Source organism: Arthrobacter mangrovi, from assembly GCF_026011795.1.
In the GTDB taxonomy this organism is placed as follows: Bacteria; Actinomycetota; Actinomycetes; order Actinomycetales; family Micrococcaceae; genus Crystallibacter; species Crystallibacter mangrovi.
In genome coordinates this window covers 1-25,025 of the sequence record NZ_BRVS01000019.1, presented here as the reverse complement: position 1 = coordinate 25,025, position 25,025 = coordinate 1, and the positions used below count along the sequence as shown (strand labels likewise).

Below are 25,025 nucleotides of genomic sequence, written 5' to 3'. Positions count from 1 at the left end.
CACTCCCGCACGGTGCTGATCTGCGCACGGAATGGAGCGGCGCTGGTCCGGGCACCTGTCGGCTCGGTAGCTCGCCTGCGCTTTCCAGCGCAGGCGCGTTCGTTAGCATGAGCGCATGCCGTCCTTCCGAGCCCGCCTCGACATCACCGGGCTGCGTCCGGGTTTTGCGCCGCCCAGTGTGATGGAGGCGGCCACTGCCGCCGTCGGCTCCTCGCACGTGGTGGAGGGGCACCAGCTGGACGTGGTGGGCGGAGTCCCGCGGATCACGGTGCGGTTCACGGTGGAGCCGGGGGCGTACGACGACGAGAACCGGCAGGCGCTCCGGGCCGCCCGGCATCTGCAGGACGCCGTGGAAGAGGTCGCGCACAGCCGGAACCTGATGGTGCTGCGCCGGATCCGCGGCCGCTGGCATCCGCTGGCCTGACGGACGCCCTTGCCGCGCCGGGGCGGGCTGGGACGTCGGCGCACCCCGGCCGGCGCCGCCGTCGTTATTGCGGCTATGACCAGGCTGTGTCCGGGTGTTCGAGGCGTTCGCCGTCCACTACCAAGTCAGTGCGTTCATTGAAGAAGGCCAGCAGGTCCTTGATCTTCGGGTTCTCCGGGATGGGCGCCGGGTAGCTCCACGCGGCGTCGCGGACAAACGTGTTCCCGGCCCTGACGGACCAGTAGCGCGCCTCGCCCTTGTATGGGCAGCTGGTCACGGTGTCGCTGGGTTCGAGAAGCTCGGTGCGCACGTCCTCGAAGGGCAGATAGTAGCGGGTCGGCAGGTGCGTTTCGAAGAGCAGCAGCGGCCGGATGCTGTCGGCGATCAGCGTGTCCCCGGCGTAGACCTGGACCCGCCGCGAGCTGCGTAGGGTGTCCACGCGCTTGTAGGGATCCCGGGCGTGGACGAGGACACGCTCGTCCTCCTCGTACCACTCCAGCTGGCGCCAGGAGAAGGTGATGTGTCCGGCCAGCGCCGCGGTGGGGCCGCCCGGATCGGGATAGGTCCACGCCGCCGCCTCGGCGTGCTTGTTCCCGGCAGTAACGGTCCAGCGCGTCTGGCCGCCCTCGGTCGATTCCCCGGCCAGGGCGCCCGGACGGACATCCTCCAGCGGCAGGTAGTAGGTCGGCAGGCCGGATTTGCCGTACTGGACCAGCAGCAGGGCGCGGGAACTGTCGGCGACCAGGGACCCGCCCAGGCGGACCCGGATCCGGCGCGGGGAGGGTTCGGCGAAAGGCTCCGGTGTGTACATGCGCGGCAGTCTACGCCGCTGCCCCGGCCCCGTGCACGGCCGAGGGGGATCAGGCCCCGGGCAGGTAGCCCTGCCGGAAGGCGCGGCGTTCCTCATGCGCGACCTGGAACGTGCGCGATCCACCGCAGACCAGGACGAACAGGAAGCCGAATCCGGCGGTGACGGCCACGGGAACCGAGGCCGGCTCGCCCGTCACGCGTGCGAGCGCAAGCCAGAACAGGCCCCAGCACAGTGCCGCCGCTACCGACATCCGGCCGCGGCCGGTCATCGCCGCCACGGCGCCGGCGAAGGCGACCAGACCCGTCGCGAGGACGCCCCAGACGTGCGGACCCCAACCGAACAGGTCGCCGCCAAGCGCCGCCAGCCAGCTCGCCGCGTTGGCGCCGGCGGCGAGCAGGATCCAGCCGAGGTAGATTCCCAGGGGTACATCCATGAAGACCGCCTCTGCCCGCGACGCCGCGGGCAGGCGGCTCAGGGCCGAGATGCCACCGGCCAGCGCGGCGGCCAGGGCAAGCATGATGAGCAGGCTCAGGCCGACCAGGCCTGCCGCCGCGGCGGCCACCCAAGCGGCATGGAGCAGCATCGCGGCGGCCGCATACCAGCCGACCGCGCGCTGCCACGGGCTGATCCGCTGGCCCGGCAGCCACTGGAACGCGGTGAAGGCCAGCAGGCCCAGGTAGATCAGGGGCCAGATCAGGAAGGCCTGGCTCGACGGCGCCAGCAGGGTGGAACCAGCCGCGTAGGCTCCCTCGGCGGCCTCCGCGACCGGGCTTCCGCCGAGCAGCCCCGCACCGCGGGCGCCGGCCAGCAGGCAGAGCACCAGGCCCAGCGTCACCGCCGCCCGGCGGGTATCGTCCGTAGCCAGGACGCCGCGGGCCCGCTGGAAGTACGGCGTCACGGAGTCAAGGGCGCGGAGGAACACGGTGGAAGCGGCTACCGCGGCTCGACGGCGGAGGAAGGGACGATGGCTGGGGCGGAGGAAGGGACGGTCTCGGCGGCGGAGGAAAGGACGGTGGCCGCGCTGACGGGAGCTTCGGCCGGCACCGCCCGGAGGACAGCGGGCCGGCGGCGCAGGCGGATGACGGCGGCGAGGACCATGCCCACCAGTATGCCGACCAGCGTCCCCAGCGCAACATTGGCCCACAGCGGCAGGTCGGTGGCAAGCCCGCTCGCGAGCCCCAGCCCGGTCATCCAGGCAGCCCAGATGGCCGAGCCGAATGCCGAGGAAACCAGGAACGGCTTCAGCGGCACGTCGGCCAGCCCCGCGGCCGCGACCGACGCGGTCCGGCCTCCGGGAATGAAGCGGGCCGCGACGATGGCGGCATAGGTGGAGGACTCGCCGGCCTTCTGCAGGGCGGCGGTCACGCCGCGGTCAACCAGCCGGCCCCAGCGCCAGCGGTTGAGCCAGGAATTGAGGCCGCCCCGGAACAGCAGGAACAGGAGCGCGTCGCCGCCGAAGCTGCCCGCGAAGGCGGTCAGCACCACCAGCGGCAAGAGGAGCTCGCCGTGGGCCAGCAGCGTGCCGCCGCCGATCACCAGGACTTCCGAGGGCGACGCCGGCACGGGCGCGTCCGCGATGACCAGCACCAAGGTCATCGGGTAGTAGAGCCATTGCCACGGCCCCTCGGGGATCTCCACCCCAACAATCTACCCCGCGGCCCGGCGCGGTGACAGACTGGGGAGCGTGGAGATCCGGATCCTCGAAGACGACATCACCCGGCGGCGCGTGGACGCTATCGTCAACGCAGCCAACTCGTCGCTGCTCGGCGGCGGGGGAGTGGACGGCGCCATCCACCGCGCTGCCGGGCCCGAACTGCTCGCAGCCTGCCGCGAACTGCGGAGCGGCCCGTATCCGCAGGGCCTGCCCACGGGCGGCGCGGTGCACACGGACGCGTTCAACCTGCCGGCCCGCTGGGTCATCCACACCGTGGGGCCCAACCGGCATGCCGGCGAGACCGACCCGGCGCTGCTCGCCTCCTGCTTCCGCGGCAGCCTTGAGGTCGCGGACCGGATCGGCGCGCTCTCCATCGCGTTCCCGGCCATCAGCGCCGGCATCTACGGCTGGCAGCCGGACACCGTGGCGCGGGTCGGGCTGACGGAGGTTTTGGCGTACGACGGCGGCGTGCAGGTCGTGGAGTTCGTGCTGTTTTCGGCCGGGCTGGCCGAGGTATTCCGCTCGGTGCACGCCGAGCTCGCCACTTAGGCCACGGGTGCACCCGGGTGCTTGTGGAGTGACCTGCGCTATCGCGGGGCGGACGGCATCCCGGGCACCCAAACCCGGACGGCATCTCGGGCACCCAAACCCGGACGGCATCTCGGGCACCCAAACCCGGGCGCCGCCGTCGTTAGTTCCCCGGAAGGTCAGCCTGCCAGGGCAGGCTCAGGCGCTGCGGCCCGGGTCCACTCGGAGAGTTCGAGCCGGCTGCGGAAACCGGTTTCGCGGCCGGTGAGCGGGTCCGTGAATTCGATGCCGCGGGCCAGCAGCTGCAGCGGGCGGGCGAAGTCGTCCGGCGCCTTGTCGAGCAGCACCGGGTAGAACGGGTCATGCAGGATGCCGATGCCCAGCGAGGCCATGTGGACGCGGAGCTGGTGCGTCTTGCCCGTGTGCGGCAGCAGCCGGTAGCGGCCCAGCCCCTGGCGCTCGGCGGCAAGTTCCAGGCGCGTTTCGGCGTTCGGTTCGCCGTCGACGACCTCGGCGAGCAGGTAGGTCCGCGACTTCACCATGCGGTTCCGGACGATCCGCGGGAACTCCAGCTCCCCGGAGACGGGGGCGATCGCCTCGTATTCCTTGGAAACCCGGCGCTTCTCGAACAGTACCTGGTACTTGCCGCGCGTGGCCGGATTGGTGGAGAACAGCAGCACCCCGGCGGTCAGCCGGTCCAGCCGGTGCATGGGAATCAGGTCCGGCAGGTCGAGCTGGCGGCGGAGCCGGACGAGAGCCGACTCCTGGATGTAGGTGCCGCCCGGGGTGGTGGGCAGGAAGTGCGGCTTGTCCACGACCAGGATGTTCTCGTCCTGGTGCAGAATGTCCAGCTCCACCGGCAGGCGCTCCTCGGCCGGCAGGGTGCGGTAGTACCAGATGAAGGTATGGGCTTCGAGCGGCGTGCTGCGGTCGAGCCGGACACCGCCTTCGCCGACGATCTCGCCGCGGTCGAAGCGGTCCCGGATCCCGTCCGGGTCGACGTGGCCCCAGCGGTGCAGCATGTAGTCCAGCGCCGTCTCCCACGGACCCGCTGCGGGCAGGCGCAGGCGGGTGGCATTGACGCCATCGCGCACGGGAAGCGGGGATTCCATCACCCATCAAGGGTACCGGCTCGGCCCGTGCGCTTCAGCCGCAGCCGACCACCTGGTACAGGGCGGCCCGGCCCTGGGAATCGACGAGCTTGAAACCGTTGGCTTCGGTGAGGTCCTGCAGCCCGGCGGCGACGGAGGTCTCGCCCGGGTGCACGGAGCTGTTGCCGAAGTCCAGGACGTACCGGACGCCCTGGTCGCGGACGGCCTTGCAGACTGCCGGATCCCTGGTCATCTCGTCGAGCCGGCCCATGATGAGCTGGCCTTCCGGGGTGGGGGAGCTCTGGCCGGAGGGCACCAGGGCGGGACGGTCCGTGTAGGAGTACGAGAGGGACGCGCCGGTCATCGGGTTGCCCGCGATCACGGCACCCGGCGGAACATGTTCGGGGATGCGCTTGACCAGGGCGAGTTCGTCCGTGGTCAGCAGGTACGAGTTGTCGGTGAAGCGGTACTTGAACTCCGCGTCCTGGATGCTGCGCTGGGCGGCGAAGAGCGGGGCGGCCGCCAGCGCGACGACGGTGAGGGCCGCCGCGGCCACCGGCCGGAGCCACGGGGGCTGCTTTTTGTCGCGGCGTGCGAGCCAGGCGCGGAAGAAGGACCTGGCCGTCCCGGCCAGGGCGACGCCGCCGAGGGCGGCGATGAGGATTCCGGCCACCGGCAGCATGGCGCTGATACGGAAGAAGTCGTTGTACCAGATGCCGGAGACCAGCCAGCGGAACTCCGGCGCTTCCTTCCAGTTCCCCACCACGAAGAGCACCGCCGCCACCAGGTAGACGCCGATGGTCCAGCGGTGCCTGCGGACATTGAGGACGACGGCGGCGCCGACGATGGTCAGCGCGGTCACCAGGATGCCCATCGGGTGGTCGAGCGGAGCATGGAACACGACTTCGTAGAGGGCCCGCAGGGCGTTGCCCATGTCGTCCCAGTTGGTGGAACTGCTCCGGGCGGGGCGCAGCACGCCCCAGAGGAATCCGGCGACGACCAGGTACGCGACGGCACCGAGCGCGGCGTTGCGTTTCTGGCGGCGGCTGCCCTGGCGGTAGAGGCCGTAGGCGGCAGCGATGACCATGGGCGTGGCCAGGGCCAGCAGTCCCATGACGGTGGCGGGGTGCGCCAGCGCCAGGCCGGGCAGCAGGCCGGCGAGCAGGACGAGGTTGCCCTCCACCGAGATGGACGACGGCTGCCCTAGCCGCAGCAGCTGGATGACCAGGCCGAGCGCCACCGGCAGCATCGCGATGGACAGCATGAACGGATACACGACGCCGAATTCCAGCAGCAGGTACGGGAAGCTGCTGTAGGCGGTGCTGAGGACCGCGGCCACGAGCAGCGGCATCATGCGCTCGCCGGTGAGCCGGCTGACGAGGAAGAGGCAGCCGGTGCTCCAGATGCCGGTGATGATGACCAGGTTCGTCACGTTGATGGCCACCGGAATCGTCGCACCGCTGGTGATCATGACGAGCGAGACGACGTCGTGCCAGCCCGCCGGGTAGAAGATGCCTGCATCGGTGGCGCCCAGGTAGCCCAGCTCCAGCGAGGAAGCGTTGGCAGTGTCCGCGATGTAGCGGATGGCGTTGAGATGGAAGATGTTGTCGTGCGACTGCGCGATGTTCTCAGGGGCCCCGATGATCCACAGCATGTAGCCGGCCAGCGGGAGGGCGGAGACGGCCCAGGTGAGGAGCACGGTCCGCCACGGAGCCGGTCTCGCGGCGTCAGCGTGGGCGTGGTGCAGCCGGTGCCGCATCAGCCGCCGGAGCAGCCAGAGCGCGGCCGCGCCCAGGACGGTGACGGCCAGCACCAGCGGCCACGACCAGGGCAGCCCGGTCACATTGCCCAGCTCTGCCGCTATGACAATCGCGGTGACGCTGAACGGCCCGGCCAGCGCCACTAGCGCCAGGCGGCGCAGGCCGAGGACCGCGCCCCACAGCAAGCCGGGACCGAAGATGAGCACCACGGCCACCACAAAGGCCGGAATGGTCTCGACCCAGGTCATTGTCCCCCTCGTACGTTTCTGCTGCTCATCATATGGTCTCGGGCTGGCAGCGCGGACAGAAGTACAGGTCGCGCTCGGTGAGCTCGGTATCGCCGAGCAAGGTGTGGACTACGGGCGTTCCGCAGCGCAGGCAGGGTTTTCCGGCCCGCCCGTAGACCCAGACCGGGCTGGCGTTCCGTCCGCCCGGCCCCCCGACGGTGTTGCGGCGGCTGCGGTCCTTGTTCGCTTCGAGCAGGGTCTTGGCCAGCTGCACGATCCGGGGCAGTTCCTCCACCCGGCCGACCGGGGCCAGCGGGTGGACCCGGGCCAGGAAGCACAGCTCCGCCCGGTAGACATTGCCGATCCCGGCCAGATTCCGCTGGTCCAGCAGTGCAAGGCCGACGGCGCGGTCCGGCTGGGCCACCAGCCGGCGGAGCGCCTCCCCAGCGTCCCAATCCGGGCCCAGCAGGTCCGGGCCCAGATATCCGACGGCGCTGCCTTCCTCCGCCGTGGGCAGCAGGTCCAGGATCCCGAGCAGGAAGCCGACGGCGGTGGCCTGCGCCGTCCGCAGCACGATCCGTGCCTGGAAGGCCGGCTTGTTCCAGCGCTGGTCCGGCGCGTAGATCCGCCAGCTGCCCTCCATCTTCAGGTGCGAGTGGATGCTCAGGGCGCCGGCCGGCCCGCTGGTGCGGATGAGCAGGTGCTTGCCGCGCGAGACCGCCTCGTCCACCGTGTTGCCCGCCAGGTCCGCCGTGGCATAACGCGGCACGCGGAAGTCCGACGCCGTCAGCTCCTGTCCGGCGAGTGCACGGTGCAGGACCCGCGCCGTTCGCCAGACGGTGTCCCCTTCAGGCACGGAACCTCAGTCCCCGCGGCGTGGTGTAGAAACCGGCGCCGGTCAACGCCCGCGCCACCTCGGTGTCCAGCACCGGGACGCCGTTGACCTTCTCCACGGCCATCTTGTCCGCCGCCCCGCGGCGGATCACCGCCACCAGCGCCGCGGCGCAGAGCGAGAGATCCTCCGGATCCTCGGTGAAGGTCAGCAGCGTCTTGCCGCCGCGCTCCACGTAGAGCACCAGTTCGCCGTCGACGAGCACCACCAGGGCGCCCGCCTTGCGGCCGGGCCGGTGCCCGCCGTCCTGCGCCGGCCAGGGCAGCGCGGCACCGTAGGGGTTCGCCGGGTCCGTGGCGGCCAGCGCGACGGCGGCCCGCGGCTGTTCGTCCAGCTGCGCGTCCCGGTTGAAGGACCGCAGCCGGTCCACCGTCGCCGGGACCGCGAACTGCGCGGCGCCGAGGTGCTCGATGAAGTAGCCCCGGCGGCAGCGCCCGGTCTCTTCCAGCCTCGCCAGCACCTTGTACAGCAGCCCGAAGCCGCCCGGGACCCCCTCGCTGGCTACCGACCCGCGGGTTACCACGCCGTAGCGGTCCAGCAGGAGCTCGGCGGTCGCGTGGGCGTGGACCGTCGTATCCGGTTCCGGGGAGGGCAGGAGCGACCAGCGCCCGCCGGCCAGCGGGGGCGCACCCCGGGGCGCCTGGCCGCCCGGCTGGCCCGGCCGCGGCCCGGACCCGCCGAGTGCGTGCATCCGCCCGATCCGTCCCAGCCGGGCGGAGCGTGCCCGCGGCGCGGACGGCCGCTGCCGGTGCGCCGTGCTCCCGCCGGCGAGCAGCGCCCGCACCGGTGCGAAGGTGTCATTGGTGATCCGTCCGGCCCAGACCAGCTCCCAGAGGGCGGTCACGACGTCGGTATCCGGGGCCTGGGTGCCGGCCGCGGCGAGGGCGTCCGCGAGCTGGCGGAAGAAGAACGCCCCGCCGCCGTACTGCCCCTGGGCCGAGAGCACGTTCAGCAGCTCGTACTGCAGCACGCTCGGCTCGAAGTCCGGCTGCGGGTTCAGCGTCAGCGGGGCGTTCTCGGCCAGCTGCAGGCTGATCCAGCCGTCATTGCCGGGGAGCGAGCCGGCGCCGGACCAGAGCACCTCTCCGGTGGCCATGAGCTCGTCCAGCATCGCCGGCGCGTAGTTCGCCACGCGGGAGCCGAGGACCAGCGGCTCCCAGGCCGAGGCAGGGATCGGCACCCCGGAGAGCTGGTCCACCACCGTGGCGATTCCGTCCAGCCCGCGCAGGCCGGAGCCGACGTTCTGCCACACCGGCAGGAACCGCCCGTAGGTGGCCGGTTCCACCGGCTCCACTTCCTGGCGCAGCGCGGCCAGCGAACGCCGGCGGATCCGGCGCAGCACTTCCACGTCGCACCATTCGGTCAGGCCCGGCTGCGGCGGGCGCTCGCTGTCCGGCGGCCGGAACTCTCCGTCCGCCACCCGGCCGTCCTTGAGGAGCCGGCGCAGCGCGGTGTCCACCACGGCCACGCCCAGCCCGAGCCGCGCGGCGCATTCCGGCGCGGTGAACGGGCCGTGCGTGCGCGCGTACCTGCCCACCAGGTCGCCGAGCGGATCCGCGACCGGTTCGATGAAGGCCAGGGGCACACCCATGGGCAGCGGGACGCCGATGGCGTCGCGCAGCCGGGCCGCATCCTCGATGGCGGCCCACCGCTCGACCCCGGCGATGCCCACTTTGAGCGCGCGGTTGGCCTGCGCGAGTTCCGCCAGCAGCGGTTCCACGTCGGCAGGGGCGGCATGGGCCGCGCCGGCCGCGGCGCCCTCCGGTCCGATGTCTCCCGGCCCGGCGCCCTCCAGCTCCGGTCCACCGGGCCCGTCGCCTTGCGGCACCTCAGCCTCCGGAGGCCGGACGCGCTCGGCGACCTCCGCCGTCGTTAGCGGTCCCAGCAGCCGCAGGAGGTCCGCGATGCCTTCCGCACCGCGCACCTTGCGGTCCTCCGTGAGCCGCTGCAGCTCCCGTTCCGTCCGGGCGATGATGCCGGCGTCCAGCAGTTCCCGCAGTTCCGCGCGGCCCAGCAGGTCGTTCAGCAGGGTCGGGTCCAGGGAGAGCGCGGCGGCGCGGCGCTCGGCCAGCGGCGAATCCCCCTCGTAGAGGAAAGAGGCCACGTAGCCGTAGAGCAGCGAGCGGGCGAACGGCGAGGGCTGCGGCGTGGCGGTCTCCACGATCCGCAGTTCCCGCCGACCGATTGCCGCGGCCAGGTCCTTCAGCGCCGGCAGGTCGTAGACATCCTGCAGGCACTCGCGCACGGTTTCCAGCACGATTGGGAAGGTCGGGTACTTCCGGGCGACGTCCAGCAGCTGGGCCGACCGCTGGCGCTGCTGCCACAGCGGGGTGCGCTTGGCCGGATTCTGCCGCGGCAGCAGCAGGGCGCGGGCGGCGCATTCGCGGAAGCGCGAGGCGAACAGCGCCGAGCCGCCGACCTCGGCCGTCACGATCGCGTCCAGCTCCTCCGGGTCGAAGAGGAACAGGTCGGCGCCCGGCGGCTCATCCTCCATCATCGGCACGCGGAGCACGATCCCGTCATCCGCGGCCATGGCGGAGCCGTCCATCCCGTAGCGCTGGTGGAGCCGGGCGCCCACGGCCAGGGCCCACGGCGCGTGGACCGGCAGGCCGAACGGGCTGTGCAGCACCACCCGCCAGTCGCCCAGCTCGTCGTGGAAGCGCTCCACCACCAGCGTTCGGTCGCTCGGGATGACGTCCGTGGCCTGGCGCTGCTCCGCCAGGTAGGCGGTCAGGTTGTCCGCGGCCCAGTCATCAAGGCCGCTGGCCCGCAGCCGCTCGAGCGCGGTTTCCGGCGCCGCGGCGGTCACCTCCCGGACGAAAGCGCCGAGGGCCCGGCCGAGCTCCACCGGACGGCCGAGGGAGTCGCCCTTCCAGAACGGCAGCTTGCCGGGCTGGCCGAACGCGGGGGAGACCAGCACCCGGTCGTGCGTGATGTCCTCGATCTTCCAGCTGGTGGCGCCGAGCGCGAAGACGTCGCCGACCCGGGACTCATAGACCATCTCTTCGTCGAGCTCGCCGACCCGGCGGCCGCCCCTGCTCTTGGAGGTCCCGACCGTCCCCGGGTCCTCCGAACCGACGAGGTAGACGCCGAAGAGCCCGCGGTCCGGGATCGTGCCGCCGGAGGTCACGGCCAGCCGCTGCGCCCCCGGACGGCCGGCGATGGTGCCGGCGACGCGGTCCCAGACGATCCGCGGGCGCAGCTCGGCGAACTCGTCGCTGGGGTAGCGGCCGGCGAGCAGGTCCAGGGTGGCCTCATAGGCGGAGCGCGGCAGGGTGGCGAAGGGCGCGGAGCGGCGAACGACGTCGAACCATTCCTCCACGTCGATGCTTCCCAGCGCGGTGGCGGCCACGGTTTGCTGCGCCAGGATATCCAGCGGGTTCGCGGGAATGAAGAGCGGCTCGATCCTGCCCGCGAGCATCCGCTCCACCGTGACCGTGGTGTTGACCAAGTCCTGGCGGTGCTTCGGGAAGAGCACGCCCTGCGAGGTCTCGCCGACCTGGTGCCCCGCGCGGCCCACGCGCTGGAGGCCGCTGGCCACCGACTGCGGGGACTCCACCTGCACCACCAGGTCCACGGCGCCCATGTCGATGCCGAGCTCCAGGCTGGACGTGGCCACCACGCAGCGCAGCCGCCCGGTCTTCAGGTCATCCTCGATCTGGGCGCGCTGGTCCTTGCTGACCGAGCCGTGGTGCGCCCGCGCCAGCACCGCCTCGGCGCCTGACGTCGAACCGGCCTGCGCCATGATCTGCGCCGGCGGCTTGGCCGGGGCAGGGACCGGGGCGGCCCCGGCCTCCTGCCCGTTCGGGGAGGGCGGCGCCGGCTCATCCCAGACGGAGGGAGCCAGCCGCTCGGCCCAGATTTCGTTGAACCGTGCCGTGAGCCGCTCGGCCAGCCGGCGGGAGTTGGCGAAGACAATCGTCGACCGGTTGGCGGCGATCAGGTCCACGATCTTCTCTTCGACGTGCGGCCAGATCGACGCCGGCTGGGCGCCCGGCCCGAGCTCTTCCTGGGTCGGTGCGGCCAGGGCCGTCATGTCCTCGACCGGAACGGTGACGGTCAGGTCCCAGGACTTGTTAGCCGGAGGCGCGACAATTTCCACCGGTGCGCTGCCGCCGAGGAACCGGGCGACGGTGTCCAGGGGTTCGACGGTGGCGGACAGCCCGATCCGCTGCGCGCGGGCGGGCAGCATTGCGTCCAGCCGCTCGAGGGACACCGCGAGGTGGGCGCCGCGCTTGGTGCCGGCGACGGCGTGGACCTCGTCGATGATGATGGTGTCCACCGCGGCCAAAGTCTCCCGTGCCTTGGAGGTCAGCATCAGGAACAGGGATTCCGGCGTCGTAATCAGGATGTCGGGCGGATGGGTCAGCAGCCGGCGCCGTTCGTTGGCCGGCGTGTCCCCGGAGCGGACGCCGACGGTGATGTCCGGAGCGGGCAGGCCGAGGCGCTTGGCGGTTTGCGTGATGCCGATGAGCGGGGCACGCAGGTTCCGTTCGACGTCCACGCCGAGGGCTTTCAGCGGCGAGATGTACAGCACCCGGGTCCCGGTGTTCCGGGACGGCTTCTTCCGGGCGGGCTTGAGGTCCCCCAGCGGCAGTTCCGGCGGAACCTCCGCCTTCGCGATGAACGTGTCCAGCGCCCAGAGGAACGCGGCCAGTGTCTTTCCCGAGCCGGTGGGCGCCACGACCAGGGCATGCGAACCCGCGGAGACGGCCTGCCAAGCGCCGGCCTGGGCGTCCGTGGGCGCACGAAATGCGCCGGCGAACCACTCGCGGGTGGCCGGCGTGAAACGGTCCAGGACCGTTGCGGCGGCTGGCTGCTGTCCCATCGTGCCCAGCCTACGCCCGGCGACCGACAGTATTCGGATTCTCCCGGCCGCCGACAGCGGGAGAAGCGGGGCCGCGCTCCATGGCGGGTCAGGCCGGCTGGAAGGTTCCCACGGTCATCAGCACGATCTCGTCATTGGCGCAGCCGACCGTCTGCTGCGCGGCCTCCAGCCAGGCCGTGTCGTTGGGCGGGTAGACGCGCACCGCCGAGACATCCGTCCGGTCGCATTCGGGGCCGTAGTTGTCCGCGTTGGTCTGCTGCAATTGGGCCACGGCAGAATCGCCTGGAGCCAGCGGCACGGTCACCGGCTTGGCCGCCGGATCGCGGTCCGCGGGTGCGCCGATCTGCTGGTCCGCGGCCCCCACATAGGAAACGCCGGGATAGCCGCGGACCGTGCAGTCGGCCGAGCCGGTGTTGGTGACGACGAGGCTTCGGTAGACGCTGCCCGCCGCGCCGCCGCCCGGCTCCGTGCGGATTTCCGCCGCCAGCTGGCCGGCCTTGCACTCGCCGGTTTTCGCCGCCGAGGTGGTCTCCGGAGCAGCCGCGGTGGTTTCCGGCGTGGCGGCAGTCGTGCCGGGGCCGGATTCTGTGGCCGGCGCGGAGGACGAGGCGGACCCCGCAGGAGCGGAGGCAGGCGACGATGCCGGCGCGGTCTCGGCCGGGGTTTCCTGAGGCTGGCCGCAGCCGCCGAGCAGCAGGGCCAGACCGACTACCGATACCGCGGCTGACGCCTGCGCAATAACTCGTTTCACCATGCCTCCACCCTTACCGCGCCCCGGGCCCGAGTCAACGGACGCGGACCCGGGACGCGCCGAAAGAGAGGATTATTTCTTCAGCCCGCGGGTCCGTGCCAGCGCTGTGCCGCCGGCGGCAAGTCCCAGCAGGCCGGCGCCGAGCCCGACCCAGCCCGCGGCGCCGGCGCCGCCGCCGCCCGCCGGGCTGGTGGACGCTGCCGCCTCGGTGCCGGTACCAACGCCTTCCTGGGCGGCGGGCTCCGCCGCGGCGTGGCCGTGTTCTTCGGGCTGCGCGGCGGTGACGGTCAGGGTCGGCGCCGGGGATTCGAGGTCGTGGCCGTCCTGTCCCTCTTCGGCCACCTGGGCCCAGTCGGTGGAGCCCTTTTCGCAGGTCTGCAGCACGGGGAAGACCAGCGTCTCGCCCTCCGCCTCGGGCAGCTGGACCTTCAGCGAGAGCACGTCCCGCACGCCGTCCGCAAGCGGCTCCTTGGCCGTATACACAATCTGGCTGACGCGTTCGGTGATGGAGGCGCCGCCCTCGACCTTCTTGGGTGCGTCCAGCTTCTCGGTTACCTTCTCCACGCTCCAGCCGGGGTGGGCGGTCGGTGTTGCGTCATCCAACTGGTCCGGCAGGGTGATGGCGATCTTGGTGGTGGGGGACCCCTCGCAGCCGTGGGCGAAGTCGAAGCCGAGCACGGAGCTGGATCCCGCGGCGGTGCTGTCCGGATTGACGTGGACGTGGGCGGAGGCTGCGCCTGCGCCGAGGCCGGCCAGGCCGATCGTGGCGGCAGCGGCGAGGGAGGTACGGATAGCGAAGCGGGTGGTTTTCATGGCAAGTCCTTTCAGGGTGCGCCGAGGCAGCCCGGGGCGGGCCGAAGCGGCGCAGGGTGCGCCAAAGCGGCGCAGGTGATGGTGCCCGAACGGGCGGTAATGCTTACTGAAAGGACGGGACGGGCGGCCCGCGCAGCGGACGGAGCTCGAGCTGGCACAGCGTGCGCAGCAGCCGCGGCGTCGCGGCCGGGCTCGGCCGGCCGGGCACAGGCCGCGCAACAAGGGAGGGCAGCCGGACCAAGGGGCGCAGCCAGGCGGCGAGCGCCCAGAGCGCCTCTTCGCCTCGGGCCAGCAGCAGCCCGATAAACGCCGTGGCGAGCACGTGGGCGGCGAGCATGCCGGCACCGTGGTCGGCCGCCGCATGCGAGGCCGCGGCGACGCAATCGAGCGACCCCGCCCCCGCGTGGCTGTGCCCGCCCGCCTCGGTGCAGGTCGACGTCGTACTCAGGACGGTAAAGGCGCGGTGCAGGAGCAGCTGGCTGGCACCGAGGACGCCGGCCGTGGTCGTGGGGCCGAGTTTCCGCCCGGCCAGCACCATGACCGGCAGCAGGGTCAGCGCGCCGAGGGCAACGACGACGGCGGCTGCCGGCAGGGTGCCTCCGCCGGCCACGTGCGCGGCGGCAGAGAGGCAGAAGGCTGCGGTGCTGAATCCGCCGGCACGCAGCAGGCGCAGCGGTGCCTTGCCGTTCATGGCCGCCTCCTCTGCGCCAATTTCTACATCGCGTAAAAGTCTAGCTGTATCCCGCGGGGAATCCGCCGTCGCGGAAACCGAGGCTATTCGTGATGGTAAGGACGGCCGCTTGCAATTTCCTGAGCCCGGTACAGCTGTTCGATGAGGATCAGCCGCACCAGCTGGTGCGGAAAGACAAGCTTGGAGAGGGACCAGACGAAATCCGCGCGGCGGTGGATGGTCTCGTCCACGCCGTAGGCCCCGCCGATGATCAGGGTGACGTTGCGCGCACTGTCCAGCGGGGCCTGGAGCGTCCGGGCGAGCGCGGGGGAATCGATGTTCCTGCCGCGCTCGTCCAGGAGGATGACAAAGTCGCCGGCGTTCTTGCCGGAGAGCTTGGCCAGGAGCTGGGCGGACTCTTCCTTCCGCGCCGCGTCATTCTCGCGGGCGGAGTGGGGGATCGGCAGCCACGTGACATCGAAGGGCTTCTTCAGCCGTTTCTCGTAGCGGTCGATACCTTCGGCCACCCAGCTCTCATGCTTGCGGCCAATGGTCAGGATGCGCAGGGACATGGACCCATTGTCCCAGCACGCCGGACCCGGTCCGCCGGTCAGCGGTGCGTTTCCCCGTTCGCGGAAAGGGCCGAAGCTTCGATGAGGTTCTCGGACGCGGCGCTCCGGCTGCCATCCTTGTGCTCCGAGGCGACGTTCCGCGCGAGGTCGGCCAGGTCGACGCCGGTCAGCGACTTGAGCATGGAGAGCGTCTCGGCGAGGTTGGTGGTCACGCTCTGGCTGAGCTTGCCCGCCCCATCGTTCGAGATGACCGTCAGGTCCTTGATCTGGCCGTACGGAGCCGCGAGCTCGCGGGCGACCTCCGGCAGCGTGGCCAGCATCCGGTCGAGTACGGCCGCATCGTTGAACTGCTTGTAGGCCTCGGCCTTCGCCAGGGTGGCGGATGCCTCGGCCTCGCCCTGGGCGCGGACGGCCGCGGCCTGCGCGGCGCCTTCGAGCTCGACCGCCTGCGCGTCCGCCCGGCGGCGCGCCAGCTCGGCCTCGGCGGCCAGGAACGCTGCGGCCTTCGCGGCTTCGGCAATCTGGACCTGGCGGTAACGCTCGGCGTCGGCCGGACGGCGGACCTCGGTGTCCAGCTGCTTGGCCTTCAGCTCGGCCTGCCGGACGGCGACCAGCTCTTCCTGCTCGAGGATGCGCTGCTGCTGGGCGGCTTCGGCCAGCGGCCCGGCGGCGTTGGCGCTGGCCAGGCGGGCGTCCGTCTCTTCCTTGATCTCGGCCTGCTTCAGCGCCAGCGTCTGCTGGGCCACCGCGACCTTCTCGTCCGCCAGTGCCTGGGCCTCGGCGGCTTCACGCGTCGCCTGGGCCTCGGCGATGGCGGCCAGCTTGGCGACTTCGGCGGCCTGCGGGCGGCCCATGTTGGTGATGTAGTCGCCCTGGTCGTCGACCGAAGAGATCTGAAAAGTGTCGATGACCAGTCCCTGGTTGTTCATCGAATGTTCCGCCTCCTCCGAGACGGAGGCGGCAAAGGAGGCGCGGTCCTGGATGATCTGTTCCACGGTGAGGGTGCCGACGACGGCGCGCAGCGAGCCGGCGAGGATTTCCTGGGTGTAGTGGTCGATCTGGTCCTGCTGGTTGAGGAAGCGCTGGGCGGCCCGCCGGATGGAGATGTCGTCTCCGCCGACCTTGACCTGGGCAACGCCGGTGAGCTGCAGCTGGATGCCGTTCTTGGAAATGCCTTCGATGTCCACCCGGATCTGCCGGGAGGCCAGCGACATGCTGTAGGCGCGCTGCACGAACGGATAGACGATGACGCGGCCGCCGGAGACGACCTTCTGGTCCTCCTGCCCGCCGCGGCCGGTGATGATGAGTGCTTCGGACGGGCCGGCGACGCGGTAGGCACGCATGATGCCCACCAGGACGACGAGGACAATGACGACAATTGCGGCCAAATAGCCAAGTTCCATGGCGATGCGACTTTCCTTGAGACTGGACGGACGATGCGGTGACCGCCGCGGATTCGCATCACGCCGGTACCCCCGCTTCCGATCCTAGCCGCCGGCGGATTGGCGTTACCGTCCCGTGATTCCGGCTGTGGAAAGGGCTGCCCGCCTACTGTCTCCTAGCCTTCGGGCGAGGGGAACTTCCGGACCGTGAGGATTTGCGCGGCGCGTCCCACCAGGCCCTGTTCGTCGAAGAGGTCGGAGGCCGTCAGCCCCACCCCGTCCGGCCCGAAATGCACCCGCGTGTCCAGCCCCGTCCAGCCGCCCGCGGGCTGGCGGAAGAGATGGACGGTCAGGTCGAGGTTGGGGAACATGTACTCCCGGGGATCCTGGCGCACGGCGATGCCGTTGGCGGTGTCCACGAACGCCAGGAACCGCGCCACGGGATCGGAATCCTCGCCGTCGACCAGGGCATACGGGCCGCGGACCCAGACCGCCGCGTTCCCGGGACCGCGGTCCGCGACGCTGCGGAACTCGGTCGAATGGATGAACCCGCCGTCCCAGACGGAGCGGACCGCGGCGGGCGGGCACTCCTGCGGCGGAGGCAAGGCGCCGCCGTCGCCGCCTGCGACCTCCACGGTGTCCCCGGTCAGCAGCCGCCAGACAAAGGCCCGGATGGCCGGGCGCCCATTGCCGCTCATCGTGGCCTCGATCAGTTCGATGGTCCGGCCCGGACGGACCACTTCGGTGGTGATCTCGACTTCGCCGCCCGGAATGATGCCCAGGATCTCGAAGGTCACCTGGCTCAGCGCCATTTCAGGACGCGGATGGTTCCGCTGCACGGCGTGGATCAGCAGGCCGGAGGCCGGCGCCATGTGCTGTTCGTGGTCGTTCCAGGCGCCCTGCGAATGCATCGTGGAGTGGAAGCGGGTGGCGTCCAGCCGGATGTAGTAGGAATCCGGGACAGGTTCGCTCTGCGCGCCAATGTGCTCGGTGGCGGAGGTCATGATCGAGTCGGCCATCCTCCCACTGTAGCGATGGACGGGGCAGCGCCGGCTCAAGGGTGGCGGCCGCCGCGGATCGGGAGCGCGATGGAAACGATGCCGCTGCCCATGACGAGCGCGAAATAGCCGGGCGCCAGCGATGCGACGGCGTCGTCCACCCGGCCCGGCAGTCCTGTACCCACGCAGCCCAGCCTAAAGGCCGCTGGACAAAGCAGCAGCCCCGCCGCGGATAACCGGGACGGGGCTGCTGCTTTAGCTGGCGGTGACGGTGGGATTTGAACCCACGTTGGCTGTTACACCAAACAACATTTCGAGTGTTGCACCTTCGGCCGCTCGGACACGTCACCAACGCAGACCCACTTTACCGGGTGATGGCCCGTTGGCCCAAAACGTCCTTATCGGCTAGCTGTACTGGCCGCGCTGGGCCTCGAAGAAGCGGCGCAGGACGTCCCCGCACTCGTCTTCGCGCACCCCGGGGTAGACCTCCACCCAGTGGTTGAGCCGACGTTCGCGCAGGATGTCGAATACGCTCCCCGCGGCCCCGGCCTTGGGGTCCCACGCGCCGAAGACCACCGTGGGGATCCGTGCCAGGACGGTAGCACCGGCGCACATCGCGCACGGCTCCAGCGTGACCACGAGGGTGCAGCCGTCGAGCCGCCACGAACCCAGCACCCCGGCGGCCTCCCGGATGGCGACCACCTCGGCGTGGGCCGTGGGGTCGTGGCGCGCCTCGCGCTCGTTGCGCCCGGTGCCGATCACCGCACCGTCCGGGCCAAGAACGACGGCGCCGATCGGCACGTCTGCCGTGTCCAGCGCCGCGCGGGCCTCGGCCAGGGCCAATTCCATCCAGGTGCCGTGCCGGCGGTCCACTTCGGTCATGGCCTCCATTCTCGCTCAGCATCGCCTACGCGGCCTTTCCGGCCCCCTTCCAACAGCGGTCGTTGCCCAACGGTGAGGTCTGCGTCCCCAGGGCGATGTTTGTGCTGGACAGGGGCCGCCGGTAGTTTTGTGGCATGCGCGTTCTCGAAGTGGACCACCCCCTTGTTGCCCATAAACTCACGGTGCTCCGCGACAAGACCACCCCGTCGCCGGTCTTCCGCCAGCTGACCGAAGAGCTCGTCACGTTGCTGGCCTATGAGGCGACCCGGGATGTGCGCACCGAGCCGGTGGAAATCGAAACGCCGGTGACCCGCACCGTGGGCACGGCCTTCACCAAGCCGACCCCGCTGGTCGTGCCGATCCTCCGCGCCGGCCTGGGCATGCTCGAGGGCATGACCAAGCTGGTCCCCACCGCCGAAGTCGGCTTCCTGGGCATGGCCCGCAACGAGGAAACCCTCGAGGCCATCACCTACGCCGAGCGGCTGCCCGCCGACCTCACGGGCCGGCAGGTCTTCGTGCTGGATCCGATGCTTGCCACCGGCGGCACCCTGCGCGAGGCCGTGAAGTTCCTCTTCCGGCGCGGCGCCGCGGACGTGACCTGTATCTGCCTGCTGGCCGCCCCCGAGGGTTTGAAGGTGCTGGAGGAAGAGCTCGCCGGAACGAACGTGACCATCGTGGTGGCGTCCATCGACGAAAAGCTCGATGAGAAGGCCTACATCGTGCCGGGTCTCGGGGATGCCGGCGACCGGCTCTACGGCGTCGCCGGGTAGGGTCCGCCCGAAGCGCCGCACCGGCGGAAACGCCCGCCAGACGCGGAGCGTCCACATATTGAACTGATTGCATGGTAAGGCGACTTGTGATCGTTCAAAGAAGCGGCTATCGCAGCAGCAATGCATAGTTATTCACCGGCGACTGGGCGATTCATTCGAAAATGACCAATATTTATTCAGCTTGCTGATTGTGACTTGCGGCACGTTATGCGCTGAACTGTCCGCATAATGAGACAAACGCCCTATTGTTACTTGCACGTACGGAATATTACGGCGAAACTCAGAGACGTGAACAACATTCCAGCCGCACCTGCGCAGGCAGCAATCCATCCCGGTCCCCATACCGGCTGGACCATGCGCTGTTGTCGAATGCAGGCCTGACCTCACCACCCCTTCGAGATCAATCAGGCAAAAAAATCCAGCGTCCCAATGGCGGGCACAGAGCATCCCGTGCGGGGCACACCATGCATTCGCGCCGCGATGACGGCCATTCACACAAAGGTTTTAGGGAACATGTCAGTTTCATCCGGATACGTCCACATCTCCGTACGCAATGCCCAGAATCGCGCCGCCGCGGCGCAGCGCCAGGGTGTAGCCCGGCAGCCCTACGGCGGCCAGCCACCCGCCGGGCATCCCGGACAGCAGCAGTACCGCGTGCTGCGCTCTGTTCCCGGACAGTACGACGGCGACAGCGCCGCACCCACCACCGCGCCGACTCCGGTCGTGACGCCCAACGGCATCCCGGGCCCGCAGGCGGTATCCGCGGACACGGTTGCCCGCGGATTCGTCCTGTATGTGGGCCTTGACGAGTCCGCCGCGGCAGCGGCCGGAACCTCGCTGACCAAGCTCGCGTCGCAGATCCGCTCCTATGTCCAGAGCCTGGTGCCCGGAGCGCAGAGCCACGCCGCCGTCGCCATCGCGCCGGCGGATGCGCCCGGCGAGAATATCGACGTCGTCCGCCAGGCCCTCGGCGACCCGACGGCCGGCCGCCGGCCCCGGACCGAGACGCAGCGAGCCCCGCAGCCCGCCCAGCAGTCGGCCCGTCCCAGCGGCGTGCTGATCGACCTGTCCCGCCGCGAAGTCCACCTCGACGGAGAGTCCCTGAACCTCACGTTCAAGGAATTCGAACTGCTGAACTACCTGGTCGAGAACGCCTCCCGGACCGTCGGCCGCGATGAGCTGCTCTCCGGCCTGTGGAAGAACGCCGAGGAAGTCCCGAACGAACGGACCATCGACGTGCACATCCGGCGCCTCCGGTCCAAGCTGGGGCGCCTGGCTAACACGGTGCGGACCGTTCGCGGCCAGGGCTACCGTTTCTATGAGCACCCCGAGGTTGTCGTCTGGGCAGCCCCCGAGTACTCCATCTAGGTCCGTCCCGAACCTTCCGGACCCGCCCGCAGCACCCTTTCAGGTACCGGCTCCAACAGCCGGCCGCCTGGGCCGGTGCTGCGGGCGCGTCCGCTTAAAGGCCGTACTCCTCCAGCAGCCGGAGCCATACTTCGCTGATCGTCGGGTAAGCGGGCACGGCATGCCAGAGCCGCTCCAGCGGCACCTCCCCGACGACGGCAATGGTGGCCGCATGCAGGAGCTCGGATACGTCCGGGCCGGCAAACGTGGCGCCGAGCAGCACCTTGCGGTCTTCGTCCACGACCAGCTGCGCCCAGCCGTCGTAGCCGTCCGCGTGCAGCGCGGAGCCGGCGACGGCGATCGGCAGTTCGGTGGCCGAGGCGTCCAGGCCGCGCTCCCGGGCCTTTTCGAGCGTCAGCCCGACCATCGCCACCTCGGGATCCGTGAACACGACCGACGGGACGGCCCGCTCGTCCGCCGTCGCCGTGTACTTGCTCCACGGCTCCGGTTCCCCGCCGGCGGCCAGGCTCCCGGTGGCCCGCGCCGCGATCGCGTCCCCGGCGGCCCTGGCCTCGTACTTACCCTGGTGGGTCAGCAGCACCTTGCCCGCGGCGTCGCCGACCGCGTACAGCCACTGCCCGGGACAGCCGGCGACGAGCCCGGTGGCATCCGTCCTCAGCTCCTCGGGCACCAGGCCCACCTGTTCCAGGCCCAGGGCGGCCAGGGACGGCCGCCGCCCGGTGGCGACCAGCAGCCGCTCCGCGCTGACCGGGCTAACCGCGCTGGCTCCCGTACCGCCGTCGTTGGCGGCCGTGAACTGCGCCCGGACGCCGTCTCCCTCCCGCGCCACCGATTCCGTCGCGGTGTGCAGGCGCACGTCCACGCCATCTGCCCGGAGGCCCGCCTCGACCAGCCGCTGCGCCGGCTTCGGGTAGGCGGACAGCAGGCCGCGCCGTGCGACGAGCGTGACGGTGGAACCGAGCCGCGCGAAGGCCTGCGCGAGCTCGACGCCGGAGACGCCGCCGCCAAGCACCAGCAGGCTCCGCGGCACTTCCCGGGCGGCGGTAGCCTCCCGGGTTCCCCAGAACGGCACCCCGTCGAGTCCCCGTACCGGAGGCACCGAGGGGGCCGAGCCAGTGGCCAGAACGACGGCGTGGCGCGCCTCGATCGCAATGGCGCCTTCGTCCGTGGCCACCTCGACTTGCTTCCTGCCAGCCAGGCGCGCCGTCCCGCGCAGGAGTTCGATGCCGGCGCCGCGGACCCATTCGACTTGGGACGTGTCCTTCCAGTCGGAGGTGAAGGCGGTCCGGCGTGCCAGCACGGCCTCGCGGTCCAGCACGCCGGTGGCGGCCTGCCTGGCCCCATCGACCCGCCGGGCGGCCGCCAGGGCGGTTCCAGGGCGCAGCAGGGCCTTGGAGGGCATGCAGGCCCAGTAGGAGCACTCCCCGCCGACCAGGTCCTTTTCTACCAGGATGGTCTTCAGGCCGGCCGCCGCGGTGCGTCCCGCGAGATTCTCGCCGACGGCGCCGCCGCCGACCACCACGACGTCCGCGGCCAGTGTCTGGTTGGTCATGGACCGAGCCTCGCAGGTGGGGGAGGGCGGCACAAGGCCCTGCCGGGAGGCGGGGCGGAATAGACTGGCGGGCATGAGCGCCCACCATCCGCGGAAACTGATGATCATGCGCCATGCCAAGTCGGCATGGCCGCTCGGCGTGGAGGACCACGAACGGCCGCTGGCCCAGCGCGGCCATAACGAGGCGCCGATGGTGGGGCGGTGGATGGCCAGGCACCACCATGTACCGGACTTCATCCTGTGCTCCTCGGCGCTGCGGACCCGCCAGACCTGCACGTGGGTCTGCAGCGAGCTCGGCGACAAAGCCCCGACGCCGATGCTCTCCGACGCCCTCTACGACGCGACGGCCACGCAGGTGCTCAGCGAGATCAACCAGTTGCCGGACACGATCACCAGCCTGCTCGTCATTAGCCATATGCCGGCGGTGCAGGACCTGGCGATGCGGCTGGCCTCGGTGGAATCGGACGAGGAAGCCGTGATGAACATGGCCTCGCACTATCCGACTTCGGGTCTGACGGTCCTGGAGCACAGGAAGAGCTGGGCGGAACTGGATGGCCGGGATGCGAAGGTCACGGCCTTTATCGTGAAGCGCTGAGCCGCACGGGCGCCCAGCGCCGGCGGCGGGACCGAAGATCCGGCAGCCGGACGCCGTCTGATGAACTGCCTGGTTTCCGGGCCGGAAAACCGAAGGCCAGGAAAAGCAGAAGGACCCGGCCGAAGCCGGGTCCTTCTTGTTGGTGCGCCCAGAGGGATTCGAACCCCCGGCCTTCTGTTCCGTAGACAGACGCTCTATCCAGCTGAGCTATGGGCGCTTGGCCTCGCGGCCGGATATAACTCTAGCCTGTTTACCTCCCAGTCACCAAATCGGCGGCGGTGTGATCTGCGCCGCCCTCGTCCAGCCGCGTAATTCCGGGACTTTTGACCCTTCTATGGTCTCGGCGGCTCAATATGAACTAGACCGGTCTATATGACCTTAATCACATAACCTGTACGCTGAAGACCAGTAAATCCGCGGAATCTCGGGGGCGAAGCAAAATGAAGGGCGGAATGTGACGGACAACAACAATTCCGCCCAACATCGCGCCCCCTAACATCAATAAACACCACTGGCCCGATGGAAGGGAAGAGTCATGGGCATTACCGCGCGTCAGCCGCTTCTTGACGAATCGCTCGAGAACGCACCAACTACACACGCCAAGCTTCTGGCCTGGGTTGCCGAAGTTTCCGAGCTGACGCAGCCCGACTCCGTCTACTGGGTGGACGGTTCCGAAGCCGAGAACACCAGGCTCACCGACGAACTTGTCGAGGCCGGCACGCTGAAGCGACTGAACCCCGAGCTCTTCCCCAACTCCTTCGCCGGCTCTTCGGATCCGAAGGACGTGGCCCGGGTCGAGGAGCGCACGTTCATCTGCTCGGAGAACGAGCGCGATGCCGGATTCACCAACAACTGGATGGATCCTGCCGAAATGAAGGGCATCCTGACGGAGCGCTTCAAGGGCAGCATGCGCGGACGCACGATGTACGTGATTCCGTTCGTGATGGGCCACCTGGATGCCGAGGATCCCAAGTTCGGCGTGGAGATCACCGACAGCGCCTATGTTGTCGCGTCCATGCGCATCATGGCCCGCATCGGCACGGACGTGCTGCGGAAGATGGAAGAGACGGACGCGTTCTTTGTTCCGGCCCTGCATTCCGTCGGCGCCCCGCTGGAGCCGGGCGAGCAGGATGTTCCGTGGCCCTGCAATGAGGAGAAGTGGATTGTGCACTTCCCGGAGGAGCGGTCCATCTGGTCCTACGGCTCCGGCTACGGTGGCAACGCGCTGCTGGGCAAGAAGTGCTACTCGCTGCGCATCGCCTCCGTGATGGCGCGCGACGAGGGCTGGCTGGCCGAGCACATGCTGATCCTCAAGCTGACCAGCCCGGAGAACAAGAGCTACCACATCGCTGCCGCCTTCCCTTCCGCCTGCGGCAAGACGAACCTGGCCCTGCTCGACCCCACCATCGACGGCTGGAAGGCCGAGACCCTGGGCGACGACATTAACTGGATGCGTTTCGGCAAGGACGGTGAGCTGCGCGGCGTGAACCCGGAGGCCGGGCTGTTCGGCGTTGCTCCCGGAACCGGCTGGAGCACCAACCCGAACGCCATGCGGGCCATTGCCAAGGGCAACTCCATCTTCACCAACGTTGCGCTGACCGACGACGGCGGCGTCTGGTGGGAGGGCATGACCGAGGAGACCCCGGCACACCTGACCGACTGGCAGGGCAACGACTGGACTCCGGAATCCGGCCGTCCGGCCGCGCACCCGAACTCCCGGTTCTGCACGCCGATCGAACAGATCGACATGCTGGCCGACGACTACCACGACCCGGAGGGCGTCAAGATCGACGCGATCCTGTTCGGCGGCCGCCGCAAGACGACCGTTCCGCTGGTCACCGAGGCGCACGACTGGGCGCACGGCATCTTCATGGGCGCCACGCTGTCCTCGGAGACGACCGCCGCCGCCGCCGGCGCCGTCGGCGTGGTCCGCCGCGACCCGATGGCGATGCTGCCCTTCATCGGCTACGACGCGGGCGACTACCTCAAGCACTGGATCACCGTCTCGGGCAAGAGCGACGCGGCGCACCTGCCGAAGATCTTCCTGGTCAACTGGTTCCGCCGCACGGCCGACGGCGGCTTTGCCTGGCCGGGCTTCGGTGACAACTCGCGCGTGCTGAAGTGGGCCATCGAGCGCATTGAAGGCAAGGCGGACGCCGTCGAGACCCCGATCGGCTACATCCCGACCCCCGATTCGCTGGACCTGACCGGCCTGGACATGACTCCGGCCGACGTCGAGGAAGCCGTGAAGGTGGATCCGAAGGAGTGGCACGAAGAGGTCAAGGGCATCGAGGAATGGTTCGCCCGCTTCGGCGACTCCCTGCCGGCCGAACTGGCCTCGCAGCTGGACGAACTGAAGGAGCGCTTCGCCTGATCCGTCCGGTGACGGCGGCCGAGGCCGACTAGGCATGGCTGCCTGGACACGCCTCGCCGCCAAAGACAAGGAGGGGACCCCCG

At 70.1% G+C, this 25,025-nt stretch carries 22 protein-coding genes and 2 tRNA genes; 6 read left to right on the top strand and 18 right to left on the bottom strand.

Annotated features, from left to right (window positions below; genetic code table 11):
- The first annotated feature begins 115 nt into the window (after positions 1-115).
- Positions 116-424 carry a hypothetical protein gene (locus AHIS1636_RS15260; RefSeq protein WP_264796694.1) on the top strand — a complete coding sequence of 103 codons (309 nt, stop codon included), beginning with the start codon at positions 116-118 and terminating at the stop codon, positions 422-424.
- Between the two features lie 73 nt (positions 425-497).
- Here AHIS1636_RS15260 and AHIS1636_RS15255 read toward each other — a convergent pair whose 3' ends face one another.
- From AHIS1636_RS15255 to AHIS1636_RS15245, 3 genes are read right to left on the bottom strand one after another with little or no spacing between them, the layout of a single operon-like run.
- Positions 498-1,235: a DUF427 domain-containing protein gene (locus AHIS1636_RS15255; protein ID WP_264796693.1), complete on the bottom strand. Its 738-nt coding sequence runs from the start codon at positions 1,233-1,235 to the stop codon at positions 498-500.
- 49 nt (positions 1,236-1,284) lie between these two features.
- The gene (locus AHIS1636_RS15250; RefSeq protein ID WP_264796692.1) at positions 1,285-2,157 is read right to left on the bottom strand and encodes a TspO-related membrane protein; all 873 of its coding nucleotides are present in this window, start codon (positions 2,155-2,157) and stop codon (positions 1,285-1,287) included.
- 11 nt (positions 2,158-2,168) lie between these two features.
- Positions 2,169-2,873, bottom strand: a complete 705-nt coding sequence (locus tag AHIS1636_RS15245) for a DedA family protein (RefSeq protein WP_264796691.1) — start codon at positions 2,871-2,873, stop codon at positions 2,169-2,171.
- Between the two features lie 46 nt (positions 2,874-2,919).
- On the opposite strand from AHIS1636_RS15245, the gene AHIS1636_RS15240 reads away from it, so the two are divergent.
- Positions 2,920-3,438, top strand: a complete 519-nt coding sequence (locus AHIS1636_RS15240; protein ID WP_264796690.1) for an O-acetyl-ADP-ribose deacetylase — start codon at positions 2,920-2,922, stop codon at positions 3,436-3,438.
- A 158-nt stretch (positions 3,439-3,596) separates the two neighbouring features.
- Here AHIS1636_RS15240 and AHIS1636_RS15235 read toward each other — a convergent pair whose 3' ends face one another.
- From AHIS1636_RS15235 to tadA, 13 genes are all read right to left on the bottom strand, one after another.
- On the bottom strand, positions 3,597-4,529 hold the full coding sequence (locus AHIS1636_RS15235; RefSeq protein WP_264796733.1) for an RluA family pseudouridine synthase: 933 nt from the start codon (positions 4,527-4,529) through the stop codon (positions 3,597-3,599).
- A 34-nt stretch (positions 4,530-4,563) separates the two neighbouring features.
- Positions 4,564-6,516 carry a DUF6541 family protein gene (locus AHIS1636_RS15230; RefSeq protein WP_264796688.1) on the bottom strand — a complete coding sequence of 651 codons (1,953 nt, stop codon included), beginning with the start codon at positions 6,514-6,516 and terminating at the stop codon, positions 4,564-4,566.
- Positions 6,517-6,544: 28 nt separating this feature from the next.
- Positions 6,545-7,351: an Fpg/Nei family DNA glycosylase gene (locus AHIS1636_RS15225; protein WP_264796687.1), complete on the bottom strand. Its 807-nt coding sequence runs from the start codon at positions 7,349-7,351 to the stop codon at positions 6,545-6,547.
- A complete protein-coding gene (locus tag AHIS1636_RS15220) occupies positions 7,344-12,215 on the bottom strand; it encodes an Lhr family helicase (protein WP_264796686.1) in 4,872 nt (1,623 codons plus the stop codon). The genes AHIS1636_RS15225 and AHIS1636_RS15220 overlap by 8 nt, the downstream gene beginning before the upstream one ends.
- Positions 12,216-12,303: 88 nt before the next feature.
- A complete protein-coding gene (locus AHIS1636_RS15215; protein ID WP_264796685.1) occupies positions 12,304-12,969 on the bottom strand; it encodes a DUF4232 domain-containing protein in 666 nt (221 codons plus the stop codon).
- 69 nt (positions 12,970-13,038) lie between these two features.
- Positions 13,039-13,779: a YcnI family copper-binding membrane protein gene (locus tag AHIS1636_RS15210; protein WP_264796684.1), complete on the bottom strand. Its 741-nt coding sequence runs from the start codon at positions 13,777-13,779 to the stop codon at positions 13,039-13,041.
- Positions 13,780-13,882: 103 nt separating this feature from the next.
- Positions 13,883-14,470 carry a hypothetical protein gene (locus tag AHIS1636_RS15205; protein ID WP_264796683.1) on the bottom strand — a complete coding sequence of 196 codons (588 nt, stop codon included), beginning with the start codon at positions 14,468-14,470 and terminating at the stop codon, positions 13,883-13,885.
- An 83-nt stretch (positions 14,471-14,553) separates the two neighbouring features.
- Entirely contained in the window at positions 14,554-15,021 is a 468-nt protein-coding gene (locus tag AHIS1636_RS15200; protein WP_264796682.1) for a 23S rRNA (pseudouridine(1915)-N(3))-methyltransferase RlmH, read from the bottom strand.
- 38 nt (positions 15,022-15,059) lie between these two features.
- Positions 15,060-16,424 (bottom strand): flotillin family protein, encoded by a 1,365-nt coding sequence (locus AHIS1636_RS15195; RefSeq protein ID WP_264796681.1) that lies wholly within the window; start codon positions 16,422-16,424, stop codon positions 15,060-15,062.
- 155 nt (positions 16,425-16,579) lie between these two features.
- Positions 16,580-17,422, bottom strand: a complete 843-nt coding sequence (locus AHIS1636_RS15190) for a thioesterase family protein (RefSeq protein ID WP_264796680.1) — start codon at positions 17,420-17,422, stop codon at positions 16,580-16,582.
- A gap of 35 nt (positions 17,423-17,457) precedes the next feature.
- Positions 17,458-17,586 carry a hypothetical protein gene (locus tag AHIS1636_RS15185; RefSeq protein WP_264796679.1) on the bottom strand — a complete coding sequence of 43 codons (129 nt, stop codon included), beginning with the start codon at positions 17,584-17,586 and terminating at the stop codon, positions 17,458-17,460.
- Positions 17,587-17,661: 75 nt separating this feature from the next.
- Positions 17,662-17,751 (bottom strand) — tRNA-Ser (locus tag AHIS1636_RS15180).
- Positions 17,752-17,806: 55 nt separating this feature from the next.
- Positions 17,807-18,283, bottom strand: a complete 477-nt coding sequence (gene tadA / locus AHIS1636_RS15175) for a tRNA adenosine(34) deaminase TadA (protein WP_264796678.1) — start codon at positions 18,281-18,283, stop codon at positions 17,807-17,809.
- 134 nt (positions 18,284-18,417) lie between these two features.
- Here tadA and upp point away from each other — a divergent pair, with 134 nt between their 5' ends.
- Positions 18,418-19,053 (top strand): uracil phosphoribosyltransferase, encoded by a 636-nt coding sequence (gene upp / locus AHIS1636_RS15170; RefSeq protein WP_264796677.1) that lies wholly within the window; start codon positions 18,418-18,420, stop codon positions 19,051-19,053.
- A gap of 513 nt (positions 19,054-19,566) precedes the next feature.
- Entirely contained in the window at positions 19,567-20,421 is an 855-nt protein-coding gene (locus AHIS1636_RS15165; protein ID WP_264796676.1) for a winged helix-turn-helix domain-containing protein, read from the top strand.
- A gap of 94 nt (positions 20,422-20,515) precedes the next feature.
- Here AHIS1636_RS15165 and AHIS1636_RS15160 read toward each other — a convergent pair whose 3' ends face one another.
- A complete protein-coding gene (locus tag AHIS1636_RS15160; RefSeq protein ID WP_264796675.1) occupies positions 20,516-21,973 on the bottom strand; it encodes a dihydrolipoyl dehydrogenase family protein in 1,458 nt (485 codons plus the stop codon).
- A gap of 73 nt (positions 21,974-22,046) precedes the next feature.
- On the opposite strand from AHIS1636_RS15160, the gene AHIS1636_RS15155 reads away from it, so the two are divergent.
- A complete protein-coding gene (locus AHIS1636_RS15155; RefSeq protein ID WP_264796674.1) occupies positions 22,047-22,568 on the top strand; it encodes a SixA phosphatase family protein in 522 nt (173 codons plus the stop codon).
- 140 nt (positions 22,569-22,708) lie between these two features.
- Here the strand turns inward: AHIS1636_RS15155 and AHIS1636_RS15150 are convergent.
- Positions 22,709-22,785, bottom strand: a tRNA-Arg gene (locus tag AHIS1636_RS15150).
- 318 nt (positions 22,786-23,103) lie between these two features.
- On the opposite strand from AHIS1636_RS15150, the gene AHIS1636_RS15145 reads away from it, so the two are divergent.
- Complete coding sequence (locus tag AHIS1636_RS15145; RefSeq protein WP_264796673.1) at positions 23,104-24,942, top strand: phosphoenolpyruvate carboxykinase (GTP); 1,839 nt, start codon at positions 23,104-23,106, stop codon at positions 24,940-24,942.
- Positions 24,943-25,025: the final 83 nt, after the last annotated feature.

Excerpts from the sequence above, each read along its gene's own strand:
- AHIS1636_RS15260 (WP_264796694.1), top strand. The coding sequence starts at position 116 with ATGCCGTCCTTCCGAGCCCGCCTCGACATCACCGGGCTGCGTCCGGGT.
- AHIS1636_RS15255 (WP_264796693.1), bottom strand. The coding sequence starts at position 1,235 with ATGTACACACCGGAGCCTTTCGCCGAACCCTCCCCGCGCCGGATCCGG.
- AHIS1636_RS15235 (WP_264796733.1), bottom strand. The coding sequence starts at position 4,529 with ATGGAATCCCCGCTTCCCGTGCGCGATGGCGTCAATGCCACCCGCCTG.
- AHIS1636_RS15230 (WP_264796688.1), bottom strand. The coding sequence starts at position 6,516 with ATGACCTGGGTCGAGACCATTCCGGCCTTTGTGGTGGCCGTGGTGCTC.
- AHIS1636_RS15220 (WP_264796686.1), bottom strand. The coding sequence starts at position 12,215 with ATGGGACAGCAGCCAGCCGCCGCAACGGTCCTGGACCGTTTCACGCCG.
- AHIS1636_RS15215 (WP_264796685.1), bottom strand. The coding sequence starts at position 12,969 with ATGGTGAAACGAGTTATTGCGCAGGCGTCAGCCGCGGTATCGGTAGTC.
- AHIS1636_RS15210 (WP_264796684.1), bottom strand. The coding sequence starts at position 13,779 with ATGAAAACCACCCGCTTCGCTATCCGTACCTCCCTCGCCGCTGCCGCC.
- AHIS1636_RS15205 (WP_264796683.1), bottom strand. The coding sequence starts at position 14,470 with ATGAACGGCAAGGCACCGCTGCGCCTGCTGCGTGCCGGCGGATTCAGC.
- AHIS1636_RS15200 (WP_264796682.1), bottom strand. The coding sequence starts at position 15,021 with ATGTCCCTGCGCATCCTGACCATTGGCCGCAAGCATGAGAGCTGGGTG.
- AHIS1636_RS15195 (WP_264796681.1), bottom strand. The coding sequence starts at position 16,424 with ATGGAACTTGGCTATTTGGCCGCAATTGTCGTCATTGTCCTCGTCGTC.
- AHIS1636_RS15190 (WP_264796680.1), bottom strand. The coding sequence starts at position 17,422 with ATGGCCGACTCGATCATGACCTCCGCCACCGAGCACATTGGCGCGCAG.
- tadA (WP_264796678.1), bottom strand. The coding sequence starts at position 18,283 with ATGACCGAAGTGGACCGCCGGCACGGCACCTGGATGGAATTGGCCCTG.
- upp (WP_264796677.1), top strand. The coding sequence starts at position 18,418 with ATGCGCGTTCTCGAAGTGGACCACCCCCTTGTTGCCCATAAACTCACG.
- AHIS1636_RS15165 (WP_264796676.1), top strand. The coding sequence starts at position 19,567 with ATGTCAGTTTCATCCGGATACGTCCACATCTCCGTACGCAATGCCCAG.
- AHIS1636_RS15160 (WP_264796675.1), bottom strand. The coding sequence starts at position 21,973 with ATGACCAACCAGACACTGGCCGCGGACGTCGTGGTGGTCGGCGGCGGC.
- AHIS1636_RS15155 (WP_264796674.1), top strand. The coding sequence starts at position 22,047 with ATGAGCGCCCACCATCCGCGGAAACTGATGATCATGCGCCATGCCAAG.
- AHIS1636_RS15145 (WP_264796673.1), top strand. The coding sequence starts at position 23,104 with ATGGGCATTACCGCGCGTCAGCCGCTTCTTGACGAATCGCTCGAGAAC.